14 protein-coding genes and 2 tRNA genes are annotated in these 16,352 nt (G+C 68.2%); 12 read left to right on the top strand and 4 right to left on the bottom strand.

What is annotated here, in order from left to right; genetic code table 11:
• Positions 1-52: 52 nt before the first annotated feature.
• From AKG07_RS08030 to AKG07_RS08020, 3 genes are all read right to left on the bottom strand, one after another.
• Positions 53-126 (bottom strand) — tRNA-Pro (locus AKG07_RS08030).
• 53 nt (positions 127-179) lie between these two features.
• Complete coding sequence (locus AKG07_RS08025; protein WP_053097377.1) at positions 180-1,115, bottom strand: metallophosphoesterase; 936 nt, start codon at positions 1,113-1,115, stop codon at positions 180-182.
• On the bottom strand, positions 1,112-3,700 hold the full coding sequence (locus AKG07_RS08020) for a transglycosylase domain-containing protein (protein WP_053097375.1): 2,589 nt from the start codon (positions 3,698-3,700) through the stop codon (positions 1,112-1,114). The genes AKG07_RS08025 and AKG07_RS08020 overlap by 4 nt, the downstream gene beginning before the upstream one ends.
• A gap of 78 nt (positions 3,701-3,778) precedes the next feature.
• On the opposite strand from AKG07_RS08020, the gene AKG07_RS08015 reads away from it, so the two are divergent.
• Positions 3,779-4,003 (top strand): DUF4177 domain-containing protein, encoded by a 225-nt coding sequence (locus tag AKG07_RS08015; RefSeq protein ID WP_053097373.1) that lies wholly within the window; start codon positions 3,779-3,781, stop codon positions 4,001-4,003.
• Positions 4,000-4,458, top strand: coding sequence for a RidA family protein (locus tag AKG07_RS08010; RefSeq protein WP_053097371.1), 459 nt, complete (start codon positions 4,000-4,002; stop codon positions 4,456-4,458). The genes AKG07_RS08015 and AKG07_RS08010 overlap by 4 nt, the downstream gene beginning before the upstream one ends.
• 79 nt (positions 4,459-4,537) lie before the next feature.
• On the opposite strand, the gene acs is transcribed toward AKG07_RS08010, so the two are convergent.
• A complete protein-coding gene (acs, locus tag AKG07_RS08005; RefSeq protein WP_053097369.1) occupies positions 4,538-6,505 on the bottom strand; it encodes an acetate--CoA ligase in 1,968 nt (655 codons plus the stop codon).
• 413 nt (positions 6,506-6,918) lie between these two features.
• Between acs and AKG07_RS08000 the strand changes: the two genes are divergently transcribed.
• The 10 genes from AKG07_RS08000 to AKG07_RS07955 all read left to right on the top strand — a co-directional run bounded on the left by AKG07_RS08000 (position 6,919) and on the right by AKG07_RS07955 (position 16,338).
• The gene (locus AKG07_RS08000) at positions 6,919-7,932 is read left to right on the top strand and encodes a TadA family conjugal transfer-associated ATPase (RefSeq protein WP_053097367.1); all 1,014 of its coding nucleotides are present in this window, start codon (positions 6,919-6,921) and stop codon (positions 7,930-7,932) included.
• On the top strand, positions 7,926-8,822 hold the full coding sequence (locus AKG07_RS07995; RefSeq protein ID WP_082297863.1) for a type II secretion system F family protein: 897 nt from the start codon (positions 7,926-7,928) through the stop codon (positions 8,820-8,822). Before AKG07_RS08000 ends, AKG07_RS07995 begins: the two co-directional genes overlap by 7 nt.
• Before the next feature lie 54 nt (positions 8,823-8,876).
• The gene (locus AKG07_RS07990; RefSeq protein ID WP_053097366.1) at positions 8,877-9,074 is read left to right on the top strand and encodes a DUF4244 domain-containing protein; all 198 of its coding nucleotides are present in this window, start codon (positions 8,877-8,879) and stop codon (positions 9,072-9,074) included.
• A complete protein-coding gene (locus AKG07_RS07985) occupies positions 9,074-9,418 on the top strand; it encodes a TadE family type IV pilus minor pilin (RefSeq protein WP_053097363.1) in 345 nt (114 codons plus the stop codon). Before AKG07_RS07990 ends, AKG07_RS07985 begins: the two co-directional genes overlap by 1 nt.
• A gap of 28 nt (positions 9,419-9,446) precedes the next feature.
• A complete protein-coding gene (locus tag AKG07_RS07980; RefSeq protein WP_053097361.1) occupies positions 9,447-9,776 on the top strand; it encodes a hypothetical protein in 330 nt (109 codons plus the stop codon).
• A 98-nt stretch (positions 9,777-9,874) separates the two neighbouring features.
• Positions 9,875-12,763 carry a type I DNA topoisomerase gene (gene topA / locus AKG07_RS07975; protein ID WP_053097359.1) on the top strand — a complete coding sequence of 963 codons (2,889 nt, stop codon included), beginning with the start codon at positions 9,875-9,877 and terminating at the stop codon, positions 12,761-12,763.
• The gene (gene tmk / locus AKG07_RS07970) at positions 12,760-13,389 is read left to right on the top strand and encodes a dTMP kinase (protein WP_053097358.1); all 630 of its coding nucleotides are present in this window, start codon (positions 12,760-12,762) and stop codon (positions 13,387-13,389) included. Before topA ends, tmk begins: the two co-directional genes overlap by 4 nt.
• A 111-nt stretch (positions 13,390-13,500) precedes the next feature.
• Positions 13,501-14,658 (top strand): DNA polymerase III subunit delta', encoded by a 1,158-nt coding sequence (locus tag AKG07_RS07965; RefSeq protein ID WP_053097355.1) that lies wholly within the window; start codon positions 13,501-13,503, stop codon positions 14,656-14,658.
• Positions 14,655-16,211 carry an alpha/beta hydrolase gene (locus tag AKG07_RS07960; RefSeq protein WP_053097353.1) on the top strand — a complete coding sequence of 519 codons (1,557 nt, stop codon included), beginning with the start codon at positions 14,655-14,657 and terminating at the stop codon, positions 16,209-16,211. The genes AKG07_RS07965 and AKG07_RS07960 overlap by 4 nt, the downstream gene beginning before the upstream one ends.
• 51 nt (positions 16,212-16,262) lie before the next feature.
• Positions 16,263-16,338, top strand: a tRNA-Thr gene (locus AKG07_RS07955).
• The last annotated feature ends 14 nt before the right edge of the window (positions 16,339-16,352 follow it).

The raw sequence follows: 16,352 nt of genomic DNA, 5'->3' as shown, positions 1-16,352 counted from the left end.
GTTCCGGATACAGAGAAGGCCGCCCGTGAGGACGGCCTTCCGGTGTTACTTGTCGGGGTGACAGGATTTGAACCTGCGACCTCTTCGTCCCGAACGAAGCGCGCTACCAAGCTGCGCCACACCCCGTTTTGCAACCCTCCGAGTCTACAGCGAAATGCTCCCAGCGCCGAATCGAGGCATCAACCGCGCGCCGTCAGGGTCAGCAGCGTCGCCTCGGGGCGGCACGCGAAGCGTATCGGCGCGTAGATCGAGTGTCCGCAGCCCGCGCTGACATTGAGGGGCACGGCGCGATCGCCCTGAGTCCACGTGCTGAGACCCTTCGCCTGCTTCAGCGGGATGTCGCAGTTCGCTACGAGAGCACCGAAACCGGGCAGGCACACCTGACCGCCGTGCGTGTGGCCTCCGAGGATGGCGTCGGCGCCCATCTCCACGAACCCGTTCAGGACGCGCTGATAGGGCGCGTGCGTGACGCCGAGAACGGATGTGCCGGCAGTCCGCGGGCCGAGAGCATCGATGGCGTCCGGCAGGTCCTCGAGCCGGTCCCAGTCGCAGTGCGCATCACTCACGCCGAACAGGTCCAGGGGACTGCCGGCCACCGTGAGTCGCGCTGCGGCGTTGTTCAGGCTCGTCCATCCGAGCTCGTCGGTGAAGTACGCGTCCATCGCATCGGTGTCGAGGAAGTTCAGCTCTCGCGGGCGCTGCGACGGGCCGGCGAAGTAGCGGATCGGGTTCCGCGGCGAGGGGCCGATGACGTCGTTGGAACCGTGCACGAAGACACCGGGGATTCCGGCGAACGGCTCGAAGGCACGTCTGATCCCGGCGAGACCGTCGCGGTGTCCGAGATTGTCGCCGGTGTTGACGATGAGATCGGGCTTCAGCTGCGCGAGTGACGCGAGCCAGTCCTGCTTGCGGTGCTGCCACGGAGCCATGTGCGCGTCCGAGATGTGCAGCACGCGCAACGGTGCGGAACCCGGGGCGAGAGCGGATGCGGTCGCCTCACGCACCGTGAAGAGGTAGCGCTCGATGCCGATGCCCCAGACGGCGGCTGCGGCACCAGCGGCCCCCACCGCGCCGAGCGCGATGAGGGCCGGGTGCGCCGCGTGGCGAGACGTCACTTGCAGCGGACCTTGATGGACGTGCTCTTCGTCGTCGGTGTGTTCGCGGCCGGGTCGGTGGACGTGACCGCGGCGTTCTGACCGTTGCATGACCCGTCGAAGTCGATCGACGAGAACCCTGCCCCGAACAGCGCGCTCTGCGCTTCGGCCTTCGATTGTCCGGTGATGTCGGGCACCGTCGCGCCCTGGCCGTTGCTCGGCGAGATCGTGATCGTCGCACCGCTCGGGGCCTGTCCGGACGGGTCCTGCGCCATGACGACATCGCCGGCGGGACCGTCCACGGCGGGTCCGACGGCTGCGGTGAAGCCCGCAGCCTCGATGAGAGAGGTCGCTTCGCCGACGGACTTGCCCACCACGTCGGGAACGTTCGTCAGAACCTGACGAACCAGCTTGTCGTCGGGGCGAGGGAAGTCCTCCGCGGGGTACACGGCATCCGCGGCACCCTGGATCGCCTTGGCGAGGCCGTAGCGGATGTCGCCGAGTCGCGTCCCGTTGCCGTTGCGGAAGTCGTTCAGCGGCACGCGGCCGTCGACGTTTCCGACCCACACCGCTGTCGTGACCTTGGTGCTCGACTCGACGAGCATGGTGTGCTCCTTCTCGGCGGTACCGGTCTTGCCGATCAGCTGGGTTCCGTCGTACGGGTTGGCCCTCGTTCCGGTGCCGTTGCCCTCCATGACGCCTCGCAGTGCGTACGCGGCGGTCGCGGCGACCTCAGGGGTGAGCTGCTGAGAGCACTTCTGCGCGGGAGGAGTGATCTCCGCGCCGTCCTCGCCGACGACCCGGTCGATCACGCGAGGCTCGCAGTAGACGCCGTTGTTGGCGACGGTGGCGTAGGCGCCGGCCATCTGCAGAGGAGCCACGCTCTTCGAGCCCAGAACCGTCGGGAACGGATCGTTCGGAGCGGTGTTGGCGTTCGTTCCGCCGACCGTGATGTCGTCGCCGTTGCCGTAGTGGACGCCGAGTCGCTTCGCCACCTCGTTGATGTCGCAGAGATCGAGCTGCTGCGCCATCGCGAGGAAACCGGTGTTCAGGGACTGCGCGGTGAACTGTCGCACGCTGCCCACCGAGCCGCCGGAGTTGCCGAAGTTGTTGATCTTGGAGCTGTTCGTCACCTTGTCCCCGCACCTGGTGAAGGGGCTGAAGGTCTTGAGGCGACCGTCGAGGACCTGGTTCACGGAGTGGCCGGACTCCAGCCAGCTCAGAAGCGTGAACAGCTTGTAGGTCGATCCCGTCTCGAACCCGTAGGTCGAGCCGCCATGCGCCTTGTCGGCCGCGAAGACCTGAGAGGTCTCGCCGGCAGCCAGGTTGGCCTCGGTCGTCTCGTTGAAGACGGTGTTCTGTGCCATGGCGAGTACCCGACCCGTGGACGCCTCGATCGACACTCCGGTGCCACCGACGAGGATCCCGGGCATCGCCTGCGGGACCTGCGCCCTGACCGCGTCGATCGCGGGCTGCTGGACCCGCAGATCGAGGGAGGTGTAGATCTCCATTCCGCCGCGGCGGAGGTTCGAGCGACGCTCCTCTTCCGTGGCGCCGAACGCCTCGTCGTTCTCGATGACGGCCTTCACGTACTGGCAGAAGTACGCGTTGTCGCCCGCGGCCGCACAGCCCTGCTGGGGCTCGCTCAGCAGGGGAGTGACCGGCGAGGCGACGGCCTCGTCGTGCGCGGCCTGCGTGATCTTCGCGTCCGCGAGCATCCGATTGAGGACGTAGTCTCTGCGATCCTTCGTGTCCTTGTAGCCGTCGGCGTCCCCGTTGTGCGCCACGCCGGCGTCATCCGTCCAGATTCCCTCGGGGCGGTCGATGCGGAATCGGTTGGGCTCCTGCACCATGCCGGCGATCGTCGCCGCCTGCGCGAGACTGAGATTCGCCGCGCTGGTGGAGAAGTACCGGTTCGCTGCGGCCTCGATGCCGTAGATGGTGCCGCCGAAGTTGGCGATGTTGAGGTAGCCGAGGAGGATCTCGTTCTTCGAGTAGTCCTTCTCGATCTTCAGCGCATAACGCATCTCCTGCAGCTTGCGCTCGACGCCCTTGCCGCCGTCCGCGACCGCCGCATCGAGGAAGCACTGCTCGATCTGCTTGGAGTAGTCCTCGGCCGCGGGGTCGACGTCCTGCTCGCACTCCTGCACCTGGACGTTCTTCACGTACTGCTGCGTGATCGTGGAGGCTCCTCGATCGGTCGTGCCTGCGACGTTGCCGACCGCGGCCTTCAGCGTCGCGCCGAGGTTGATGCCGCCGTGGGTGTAGAAGTTCTTGTCCTCGCTCGACAGGATCGCGTCGTACATCACCGGCGCGACCTGGTCGTACGCCACGGGGATGCGCTTCTGCTCGTAGAACGACGCCAGGGCGACGGGGTTGCCGTCGAGACCGGTCGCATAGATGGTCGACTGCTGCATCGGCGCGCCGACCTGAAGGTTCTCCGGCAGGTCTTCGAAGATGGTGAGGGCCTGCGACCCGGCGATACCGGTCATGGCGAGGACCGGGGTGACGCTGGCCGCGACGAGGAGGCCGGCGACGGCGCTCAGCCCGACGAGTCCGAGGACTCCGCCGAGCGCACCTTTCACCGTGCGATTCTTTTGAGGCATACGCTTGATCGTAGGGGAGTTCCCTGAATACCGCCTTTGACGCAGCCGCCAGCGCGGATGCCGCCAGACAGGAGTGCCATGACCACCTGGGAGTACCTGACCACCCCGTTGCTGATCCACAACACCGCAGCGATCCTCAACAACTGGGGCAAGCAGGGCTGGGAGCTCGTGCAGGTCATCCAGGGCCCCGAGGGTGGGCTCGTCGCCTACTTCAAGCGCCCGGTGACGGCGGATGCCTCGGGCAACGCCGGTCTCGCTGCCGCAGCCGAGGCGTCCCGCCAGTTCGAAGGGGGAGCGGCATGAGCGTCTCTGCGCGCCTGACCGAGCTGGGCATCGAGCTCCCCGTCGTCGCGGCGCCGGTCGCAGCCTACGTCCCGGCGGTCGTGCACGACGGACTCGTCTACACCTCCGGCCAGCTGCCTTTCGTCGAGGGAGCGCTTCCCGCGACGGGCAAGGTCGGGGCAGAGGTCACCGCCGAGGAGGCCAACGCCTACGCGCGCACCTGCGCCCTGAACGCTCTCGCTGCGGCTGCGGCTGCGGCCGGGGGCGTGGACAGGATCGCCGGCGTGCTGCGGCTCGGCGGCTTCGTGGCATCCACCCCCGATTTCACCGGCCAGCCCGGCGTGATCAACGGGGCGAGCCTGGTGCTCGGCGAGATCTTCGGCGACGCCGGGCAGCATGTCCGCGCGGCCGTCGGTGTGCCGGTGCTCCCGCTCGACAGCCCGGTCGAAGTCGAGGCCACGTTCATCCTGGCCTGAGGTCGCCACCCCTCACCACGCGCACACGGCAACGCCCCCTTCCGGATCGGTTCGGAAGGGGGCGTTTGCTGCAGCCGCGCTATTTGACCTGCGCCGAGATGATGCTCATCACCGCGGTGTCGGCCAACGTGGTGGTGTCTCCGACCTCGCGCCCCTCAGCCACATCGCGCAGCAGACGCCGCATGATCTTGCCCGAGCGCGTCTTCGGAAGCTCGCCCACGATGTACACGTCGCGGGGCCGTGCGATCGCGCCGATCTGCTCACCCACCCAGAGGCGCAGCTGCTGCGCGAGTCCGGCGGGGTCGTGCGCCGAGAGGTAGCTCTCCTTGATGATCACGAATGCGACGACGGCCTGACCGGTCGTCTCATCTGCCGCGCCGACGACCGCGGCCTCGGCCGTCGCCTCGTGTGCGACGAGCGACGACTCGATCTCGGCCGTCGAGAGGCGGTGTCCGGAGACGTTCATGACGTCGTCTACTCGGCCGAGCAACCAGAGGTCGCCGTCCTGGTCGAGGCGCGCACCGTCACCGGCGAAGTAGTAGCCCTGCTTCTCGAACTTTTCCCAGTACGTCTCCGTGAACCGCTCGGGGTCGCCCCAGATCCCGCGGAGCATGCTCGGCCACGGTTCGGTGACGACGAGGAGGCCGCCGTTGCCGTTGCCCACCTCGGCGCCCGACTCGTCGACGACGTCGATCGAGATTCCGGGCAGCGGCACCTGGGCGGATCCCGGCTTGGTGGCGGTGACACCGGGCAGTGCAGAGACCATGATCGCGCCTGTCTCGGTCTGCCACCAGGTGTCGACGATGGGCGTCTTGCCCGCGCCGATCACGTCGCGGTACCAGATCCACGCCTCGGGGTTGATGGGCTCGCCCACCGAGCCGAGCAGGCGCAGCGACGACAGATCGAACTTCGCGGGCACGCTGCGGCCGATCTTCATGAACGAGCGGATTGCGGTGGGCGCCGTGTAGAAGATCGAGACCTTGTACTTCTCGATGATCTCCCACCAGCGCCCGGAGTGCGGCGCGTCAGGCGTGCCCTCATAGATGACCTGGGTCGCGCCGTTCGCCAGCGGACCGTAGGTGACATAGCTGTGTCCGGTGATCCACCCGATGTCGGCGGTGCACCAGTACACGTCGGTCTCGGGATGCAGGTCGAACACGTACTTGTGCGAGTAGGCGGCCTGAGTGAGGTACCCGCCGGAGGTGTGCAGGATTCCCTTGGGCTTTCCCGTAGTCCCGGAGGTGTAGAGGATGAACAGCGGGTTCTCGGCGGGGAAGGCCACGGCAGTGTGCTCGGGGGAGGCCGCGGGGACGACCTCGTGCCACCAGAGGTCGCGACCGTCCTCCCAGTCGACCTCGTTCTCGCCGCGCTTGACGACGAGCACGTGCTCGACCGTCTGCTGCTCGCCGTCGCCGCGGTCGGCGAGCGCCTGGTCGACGGCCGGCTTGAGCGCGGATACGCGGCCCTTGCGGTAGCCGCCGTCGGCGGTGATGACGAGCTTCGCCCCTGCGTCATCGATGCGCGAGCGGAGGCTGTCGGCGCTGAACCCGCCGAACACGACGGAGTGGATGGCGCCGACGCGGGCGACGGCGAGCATCGATGCGACCGCTTCGGGGATCATCGGCAGGTAGATCGCGACGCGGTCGCCATGGCCGATGCCGAGCCCCTCCAGCACGTTCGCGACGCGCTTGACCTCCTCGGTCAGCTCGGCGTAGGTGATCGACCGGGAGTCGCCCGGTTCGCCCTCCCAGTGGAGAGCGACACGGTCGCCGTTGCCCGCCTCGACGTGGCGGTCGAGGCAGTTGTACGCGACGTTGAGCTCGCCGTCGTCGAACCACTTCGCGAACGGCGGGGTCGACCAGTCGAGCACGCGCGTGAACGGCTTGTGCCACTCCAGCAGTTCGCGTGACTGGTCGGCCCAGAAGGCTTCGCGGTCGGTCGACGCATTCTCATACAGCCGGGGAGACGAGACCGACTGGGCGACGAACTCCTCGGACGGCGGGAACTGGCGGGTCTCATCGAGAAGGTGATCGATCTGGCTGCTCATCGGCAGGCGCTCCTTTGCGGCGTGGCAGGTCGTGCGGGCATGAACGCATCTCTGACGCGATCAGGTCAGGGCGAATCTAGTCCCGGGCACGGACATCGCATTACTGCCGAAAGTCGGTAGTCCGACGGGTTTTGTCAGGACGGTCGCCTTGCGTACACTCGACGACAGCCGAATTCTCATTCTGGCCTTGGCGTGCCCGATTCCCCCATGAGGGACGCCGTGGGCGGCATCTCATTCCCCCCGTGAGGTGCCGCCCATCTCTATGCCGGGAGCGCTCCCATCTTGTGGCTCGCGATCTGACGCCGTCCACACCCGCTCTGCACGGATGCCATCGTCCAGACGTTGCTCACAGTGGTCGTCGCGGGAGCGCCGCGGCGACCCCGCGGATCCGCCGTGAGCCCTAGCTTCGGGGCATGCCTGATCCCTTCGTCATTCAGCCGCGCGGCTCGGCGGCGCTCGTCGACGGAACCGTCCGGGGTGCTCCTTCGCCGCTGCAGGTCGATCCCGCCTTCGGCCTCCTCGCCGAGCACTGCGCAGACGAGGAGGTCACCGACATCTTCGTCAACGGCGCATCCGGGCTGTTCATCGACCGAGGGCATGGTGCGGAACCCGTGCTCGGGTGGAGCGCGTCCGAGCGGGAGGTCCGCGACCTCGCGGTCGGGCTCGTCGGACTCGGCGGTCGACATCTCGACGACCAGGCTCCGTGCGTCGATGTCAGGCTCGACTCCGGCATCCGCGTTCATGCCGTGCTCGCGCCGATCTCGACGTCGGGGACGGCGCTCTCGATCCGTGTGCCCAGAGTGCGCGCTGCCGATCTCGACGCGCTGGCGGCGCTCGGCTCCTTCGACGCGGCCCAGCACAGCTGGCTTCTCGAGCTCGTCGCCGAGCGCGCCAACATCCTCATCACCGGCGGGACGGGAACGGGCAAGACCACGCTGCTGTCGGCATTGCTGTCAGCCGTCCCGGCCTCTGAGCGCATCGTCACGATCGAGGACGTCGCCGAACTGCGCCCGCAGCATCCCCACCACGTCGCTCTGGAGGCACGGCAGTCGAATCTCGAGGGAGCCGGCGGCATCAGCCTCGCCCGGTTGGTCCGCGAGTCGCTGCGCATGCGCCCCGACCGTCTCGTGGTCGGAGAATGCCGCGGCGAGGAGGTGAGAGAACTCCTGACTGCTCTGAACACCGGACACGACGGGGGAGCGGGAACTCTCCACGCGAGCGGTCTCAGCGACGTGCCGGCCCGGCTCGAAGCGCTCGGCGCCCTCGCGGCGATGGATGCCACGGCGCTCGCGCGCCAGGCTGTGAGCGCCTTCACGATCGTCCTTCATCTCGACAGGGCGCCTGGCGGGCGGAGACGCATCGCGCACGCCGGCGAGCTCGCGGTGAGCGGGGATCGGCTGAGCATCGAGGAGGTGCGGCCGTGGTGAGGGGATGGCGTCGTCCGGTCGTCGAGACCGGGGGCGACGCCGCGACATCGGTGCAGACGCTCGCGGTGCTTCTCCAAGCCGGCGCGGTGCCGATGGTCGCATGGCGCCATCTTGCCTCGATCGGCGACCGTCACGCTGCGTCCGTGATCGCCCGTGCGGATGGCGGCGTCCCGCTCATCGCGGCCATCGAAGCGGAGGGTGGCGCGTGGCGTGACCTCGCGGCCGCCTGGGAGATCGCGACGACCGTCGGCGCACCGCTCGCCGAGGTGCTGAGGATGCTCGCTGAGACGCTGCGCGACGCGTCATCCGCCGCGGACGACGTGCGCATCGCGCTCGCCGAGCCCGCGGGAACCGCCAAGCTCCTGCTCTGGATGCCGTTCGCCGGCCTCTTCCTCGGCTTCGCCCTCGGCTTCGACACGGTCGGCGTCATCGTCGGGACGCCCGCCGGCGCCGGGTGCGTGGTCGCCGGGCTCCTGCTCGTCGCCGCGGCGCGCGCATGGACCGGGCGACTCCTCACGCGGGCGCGTCCCGAACCGGGAACACCGGGCATGCGAGCCGAGCTCATGGCGGTCGCCCTCTCAGGAGGCGCGTCGATCCCACGAGCCCTGCGCCTCGTCGCCGAGAGCCCGGCATCGTCTCCCGGTGACGACGCTCGCATCGGCGCGGTGCTCGAGCTGTCGCATGCTGCCGGGGTCCCGGCGGGTGAACTGCTTCGGGCTTCCGCCGGCCAGGAGAGACACGCGTCACGGGTGGACGGACGCCTTCGCGCGGCCAAGCTCTCGACGACGCTGCTCATCCCGCTCGGAGTCTGCACTCTCCCGGCCTTCCTGCTGCTCGGCGTCGCACCGCTTCTGCTGAGCGTGCTCGCCTCCACTCCACTGCCGCTGTGACGGCCGAGTTCCACCGGATGCACCGCGTATCCGTCCCATAGAAAGAAGGAACACATGAACACCATCCCCTCGCTCACCCGGCGCAGCGCGGCAACCCTCTTCGGCGACGACAGTGGCGCGGCCACCGCCGAGTACGCCATCACCACGATGGCGGCCGTCGCCTTCGCCGGCCTCCTGGTCGTGATCATGAGGTCAGACGAGGTGCGTGGCATCCTCACGGACCTGGTGCGTCGGGCACTGACGGTGTCGTGATGACTTCCGTCCATGCCGGCGAGCGCGGCTCCGTGACTGCGGAGCTCGCGCTCGCGGTTCCCGCCGTCGTGCTCGTCCTCCTACTCGGAGCCGGCGCTCTGGGCGCAGCCTCCCGTCAGGTGGCACTGCAGGATGCGACCGCTGACGCGGCCCGGCTCCTCGGCAGAGGAGAAGACGAGGGGGCCGCCGCACATGCGGTGTCGGCTGCAGTGCCCGGTGCGTCGATGTCGAGCAGCACGTCGGGCGATCTCGTGTGCGTGTCCGCAGAGACCGACTTCACCGTCGGCGGCTTCGTGAGGGTGGGCGTGCGCGCGTCGAGTTGCGCGCTCGCCGGAGGACTCTGATGTTCTCGACGGTGGAGGTGGAGCACTGATGGCGGGGTCGGTGCTCGCGGCCGGCGTGCTGGTGGTCGGCGCAACTCTGTCATTCGGACTCGCCGCCGTCGGCGGCGCGGCAGTCACTGCGCAGCGCACAGCGGGAGCTGCCGACGCCGCGGCCCTGGCAGCGGCCGACGCTGCCAGCGGCGCAGTCGTCGTCACGGTCGACCCGTGCACCCTCGCCGCGCGGGTCGCCGCGGCCTCCGGTGCAGCACTCACCGAATGCGCCGTCGACGGCTTCGTGGCGACCGTGCAGGTCAAGGCGAAGTACGCTGGACTCGCTGCCGTCTCCCGAGCCCGTGCTGGGCCGCCCGAGGGGATCTGACTGCGGCGCGAGGCACTTTCCGGCGAAAATGCAGGCGACCTCTGTGACCAACCCATCACGGCGGTGTGTATGGTGTGCTTCGAAGAAAGGATGCTCCCTTGGCTGAAGGCAAGAAGCTCGTCATCGTCGAGTCTCCGACGAAGATGCGGTCGATCCAGGGGTACCTCGGCGATGGCTACGAGGTGCTCAGCTCGGTCGGCCATATTCGCGACCTCGCAGACAAGAAGGACATCCCCGCCGCGGACAAGCAGGCGTACGGAAAGTACTCGATCGACGTCGACAACGACTTCGACCCCTATTACGTGGTCTCCGATCGCAAGACGAAGACCGTCGCCGAACTCAAGCGGGCGCTCAAGACTGCCGACGAGCTTCTGCTCGCCACTGATGAGGACCGCGAGGGCGAGGCCATCGCGTGGCACCTGCTCGAGACGCTGAAGCCCAAGGTCCCCGTCAAGCGGATGGTGTTCCACGAGATCACCAAGGACGCGATCCAAGCGGCCATCGGCAACACGCGTGAGCTCGACACCGACCTGGTCGACGCGCAGGAGACCCGCCGTATCCTCGACCGACTGTACGGGTGGGATGTCTCGCCCGTGCTCTGGTACAAGGTCAAGACCGGTCTGTCTGCCGGCCGAGTGCAGTCCGCCGCCACCCGCATGATCGTCGAGCGTGAGCGCGAGCGCATGGCGTTCGTGTCCGCCGAGTACTGGGACGTCGAGGCGCTCGCGTCCTCGTCGTCCGGATTCAAGGTCCGTCTGGTCCGCGTGGACGGCGGTCAGCTCGCCCGAGGCACCGACTTCGACGACGACGGCAAGCTCAAGAAGGCCGTCATCATCCTCGACGAGGCGAAGGCGGCGGCCCTCGCGCTGGCGATCGACGCCGCAGGCACGGGCACGGTCACCAAGGTCGAGGCGAAGCCCGGCACCCGCAGCCCATACGCGCCGTTCACCACCTCCACCATGCAGCAGGAGGCCGGACGAAAGCTCTCCATGAGTGCCAAGCAGGCGATGAGCGTCGCCCAGCGGCTCTACGAAAAGGGCTACATCACCTATATGCGAACCGACTCGGTGGCGCTGAGCACCCAGGCGGTGCAGGCCGCTCGCAGCCAGGCCGTCGCGTTGTACGGCGACAGCGCCGTGCCGCTCAAGCCGCGCGTCTACAAGTCGAAGAGCAAGAACGCCCAGGAGGCGCACGAGGCCATCCGCCCGTCGGGTGAGAACTTCCGCACCCCGAAGTCGGTCGCCGCCGAACTCGACCGCGAGGAGCACCGCCTCTACGACCTCATCTGGAAGCGCACCGTCGCCAGCCAGATGGCCGACGCGAAGTACGAGACCACGACCGTCACGATCGCGGTCGACGCCGACGGGCAGAAGGCCGAGTTCACCGCATCGGGCACGGTCTACACCTTCAAGGGCTTCCTCGAGGCATACGAAGAGGGACGCGACGAGAAGCGCAACGACAAGGACGCCGACGAGAATCAGTCGCTCCCTGCGGTCGCCGTGGGCGATGACCTCCGGATGTCCGATGCCGAGGCGAAGGGGCACCGCACGACCCCGAAGCCGCGCTTCACCGAGGCATCGCTCGTCAAGGCGCTCGAGGAGCACGGCATCGGCCGCCCTTCGACGTTCGCGAGCATCATCGGCACCGTGATCGATCGCGGCTACGCCACCAAGCGCGGCCAGGCTCTCGTGCCGACGTGGCTCGCCTTCAGTGTCGTGCGCCTGCTCGAGGAGCACTTCGCCGACCTGATCGACTACGACTTCACCGCAGCTCTCGAAGACGACCTCGACGCGATCGCCCGTGGCGAGCAGAAGCGCGTCGAATGGTTGCGTTCCTTCTACTACGGCTCGGATTCGCACGTCGGACTGCGCCAGACCGTCGACAACCTCGGCGAGATCGACGCACGTGCGCTCAACTCCACGCCGATCACCGAGACCGCCACCCTGCGATTCGGCAAGTACGGACCCTACCTCGAGGTCGCGAACCCCGACGCTCCGGACGAGAAGCCGCGCATCGTCAACGTTCCCGAAGACCTCGCTCCTGACGAGCTGACCGAGGCCAAGGCGCAGGAGCTCATCGATGCGCCGGTCGCCGGCGACCGCGTGCTCGGCACGAACCCGGACAACGGCAAGATCGTCGTCGTCAAGGACGGCCGATTCGGGCCCTACGTTCAGGAGAACGACCCCGTCTCTGAAGATGCGGCGGTCGACGAGGCCACCGGCGAGGTCGTCGAGGCGCCCAAGCCCAAGCGTGGGGCGAAGAAGGATGCCGCGCCGAAGCCGCGCACCGCTTCGCTGTTCCGTTCGATGTCGGTCGACACGATCGATCTCGACACGGCGCTGCAGCTTCTCAGCCTGCCGCGCGTCGTGGGAGCCGACCCGGAGAGCGGCGAGGAGATCACCGCGCAGAACGGCCGGTTCGGGCCCTACCTGAAGAAGGGCACCGACTCGCGCTCGCTCGAGAGCGAATCGCAGATCTTCGATGTGACCCTCGAGAAGGCCCTCGAGATCTATTCGCAGCCGAAGTACGGTGCCGGATCGCGCCGAGCATCCAGCGCGCTCGCCGAGTTCGAGGCAGATCCCGTGAGCGGCAAGCCGATCCGCATCCGCGACGGACGCTTCGGCGCCTACGTCACCGATGGCGAGACCAACGTCACGATTCCCCGGGGCCAGAAGGTCGAGGACATCACCTTCGAGACCGCGGTGCAGATGCTGGCAGACAAGCGAGCCAAGGGGCCGGCGCCCAAACGCGGTGCGGCCAAGAAGCCCGCGGCGAAGAAGCCCGCCGCGAAGAAGCCCGCCGCGAAGAAGCCCGCGGCGAAGAAGCCCGCCGCGAAGAAGCCCGCGGCGAAGAAGCCCGCGGCGAAGAAGGCTCCGGCGAAGAAGGCGACCGCGACCGATGCGGAGAAGGCGGCCGCGCGGTCCGCAGCCGCCAAGAAGGCCGCTGCCACCCGTGCCGCGAATGCCGCGAAGAAGGCCGGTTCGTGACGGCTGACTCCGGAGTCTGGATCACGCTCGAAGGCGGAGACGGATCGGGGAAGACCACGCAGTCGAACCTGCTCGGGCAGTGGCTGACGGATGCGGGGCGGACGGTCGTGCGCACCCGCGAGCCGGGTGGGTCGGAGGTCGGCCAGCTGATCCGCGACATCGTGCTCCACCATCGCGGCGACATCGCCCCGCGGGCAGAGGCTCTGCTCTACGCGGCCGATCGCGCGCACCACGTCGCGACCGTCGTTCGACCGGCGCTCGCCCGCGGCGAGGTCGTGCTGCAGGACCGCTACCTCGACTCGTCCGTCGCCTATCAGGGCGCGGGGCGCGTGTTGGACGGCGACGAGATCCGCGACCTGTCGCTCTGGGCAGCCGAGGGAGCGCTTCCCGATCTCACCGTGCTGCTCGACCTCGATCCCGAGTCGGCGCGCGTGCGACTCGACTCCGCCGACAAGCCGTTCGACCGGCTCGAAGCCGAGAAGACAGAGTTCCATGCCCGCGTCCGCGACGCGTACCTCGGCCTGGCCCAGGCCGAGCCGGAGCGATTCCTGGTTCTCGATGCCGCCGCGACTCCGGAGAACATCGCCGAGCAGATCCGCGATCGGGTCTCGACGCTCATCGGCTGATCCGCCCGGCGGTGCGCCCGACCACGTCATGGCCAGGGCATCACCCGGTCGGTGCCGCGTACATCGTCCGGCGGTGCCACGTACGTCGGTGCTCCCGATTAGGCTGAGGGCATGCCCCAGACTGTCGCCGCCCCTTTCCCGTGGGCCGACGTGTGGGGGCAGGATGCCGCGGTCGACACCCTGCGCAATGCCGCATCCGATCCGTCCGCGCTCTCGCACGCCTGGCTGATCACGGGTCCTCCCGGGTCGGGACGATCCACCCTCGCGCATGCCTTCGCCGCGGCGCTCGTCGCGGATCACCCGGACGACGAGGCGGCCATGCGTCAGGTCCTCGCGGGAACGCATCCCGATGTGACGGCCCTGCGCACCGACAAGGTCATCATCACGATCGCGGAGGCCCGTGCGCTCGTCGAGCGCTCGTACTTCGCGCCCTCTGCGGGCCGCTACCGCGTGATCGTGGTCGAAGATGCCGACCGCATGGTCGAGCGAACCTCCAACGTGCTCCTGAAGGCGCTCGAGGAGCCGCCTGAGCAGACCGTCTGGATCCTCTGCGCGCCGAGCGAAGCCGACCTGCTGCCGACGATCCGCTCCCGCGTCCGCTCGCTGCGACTGCGTGAGCCCGATGTCGCAGACGTGGCACGTCTGATCACCCTCCGCACGGGGGTCGACGAAGCCATCGCCGAGCAGGCCGCCCGCCACGCACAGCGTCACATCGGCATGGCCCAGCGTCTGGCCACCGACGAATCCGCCCGTCGCCGCCGCGACGAGACCCTGAGGTCGGTGCTGGGAGTTCGCGGTGTCAACGACGCCGTCGAGGTCGCCGGGCGCATCATCCAGGCGGCCACGGACGACGCCAAGGCGCTCACTGCCGAGCGCGATGCGGCCGAGCGCGCCTCCCTGCTCCGCACCGTCGGGATCGCCGAGGGGCAGGCTGTCCCGCCCGCCCTGCGAGCGCAGATCTCAGCCCTGGAAGACGATCAGAAGAAACGCGCGACCCGAAGTCTGCGCGACGGGATCGACAGGGTGCTCACCGATCTCCAGTCGCTGTTCCGTGACGTCGTGATGCTGCAGTTCGGCAGGGACGACGAGCTGATCAACCGTGAGCTTCGTGAGGATCTGGCTGCTCTCGCGGCGGCCTGGCCCGAGACCCGTACTCTTGTCGTACTCGACCACCTTGCCGACACACGCCAGTCGCTGGAGCGCAATGTCGCACCGCTGCTCGCCCTGGAGAGCTTGCTCGTGACTGTCACGAGCGGGAGGACACCGTGAACAATCGACCGACTTCCCGCATCCGACGTGCCGTCGCTGTGATCGCGGGCCTCGCCGCGGCATCGGTCGCACTCTCCGGGTGTCTGTATTCGATGATCCCCGAGCAGGCCGAGCCGAAGCCGTCGACCACCAACGCTCCTGACACGGAGGGCGTCGCCGACGACCTGCTGCCGTTCTACGGGCAGACGCTCACCTGGAGCGAATGCGGCACGGGCTTCGACTGCACCGACGTGACCGCGCCGCTCGACTGGGAGAACCCGGGGGAGGGAGAGATCACCCTCTCCGTCGTGCGCCACCAGGCGACGGGAACGGCTCAGGGCTCGCTGCTGACCAACCCGGGCGGTCCCGGCGCCAGTGGAGTCGAACTCATCCGCGACAGCCTCGACTTCGCCGTCGGAGCCGCCCTCATCGAGAACTACGACGTGATCGGCTTCGATCCCCGCGGCGTCGGCGAATCGACGGCCGTGACGTGCTTCGATGCTGCGGGCATGGACGACTACCTCTACTCGATCCCCGCGGGCAAGCGCGGGAGCGCCGAGTGGGAGGCGGAGCTCCTCGATGCGCACAAGGAGTTCGCCGACGCGTGCGAGGCGAACAGCGGTGGCATCCTGCCGTACGTGACGACGATCAACGCGGCGCGTGACATGGATCTGATCCGTGCGGTGCTGGGCGACAAGCAGCTCAACTACCTGGGCTACTCGTACGGCACCTTCCTCGGCGCGACGTACGCCGACCTCTACCCCGACAAGGCGGGGCGCCTCGTGCTCGACGGCGCGATCGACCCTGCCGTCTCGGGCCTCGATGTCGGCGCGACCCAGGCGCTCGGATTCGAGTCGGCCCTTCGCGCCTACATGCAGGACTGCCTCGACTCGGGGGAGTGCCCGTTCACCGGCACGGTCGACGAGGCGATGGCCGACCTCGGTGCGCTGCTGGCGAGTGTCGACGCCGCTCCGCTCGAGAACGGCGACGGACGCATGCTCGGCGCGGACTCGCTGATGACCGGCATCATCGCGGCACTGTACTCGGCTGACAGCTGGCAGTACCTCACCCAGGCCCTCGACGAGGCGCTGCAGGGCGACCCGACGACGGCGTTCTTCCTGGCCGACTTCTACAACGGTCGCGAGAACGGCACGTATCTCGACAACTCGAGCGAGGCGTTCCGCGCGTACAACTGCATGGACTACCCGGTCGAGGACGATCCTGCCGCCGAGGCGGCGACCGAGAAGAAGATCGCGGACGGAGCTCCGACCATCGCTCCGTATTGGAACGGACCCGACTCCTGCTCGGTGTGGCCTTATCCGCCGACCGGCACCCGGGGCGAGATCAACGCCGAGGGCGCGGGCCCCATCCTCGTGGTCGGCACGACCAATGACCCGGCGACCCCGTACGAGTGGTCCGAGTCGCTCGCACAGCAGCTCGAAGAGGGCGTGCTGATCACCCGCGTGGGCGAAGGGCACACCGGATACAACAAGGGCAACAGCTGCGTCGACAGCACTGTGGAGGCCTTCCTGCTCGACGATGTGGTGCCCGAGAGCGACGTCCGCTGCGAGTGATGTCGGCTCGATTCGCGGTGCGGCTCCGGAACGGGTAACATCGATGATCGCGCCGCTTTAGCTCAGTCGGCAGAGCATTTCACTCGTAATGAAAAGGTCGTCAGTTCGATTCTGACAAGCGGCTCCAGCAGGCCCCGTGAT

The organism is Microbacterium sp. CGR1 (assembly GCF_001266755.1).
Lineage (GTDB): Bacteria > Actinomycetota > Actinomycetes > Actinomycetales > Microbacteriaceae > Microbacterium.
This window is presented reverse-complemented; position numbering and strand designations above follow the sequence as displayed.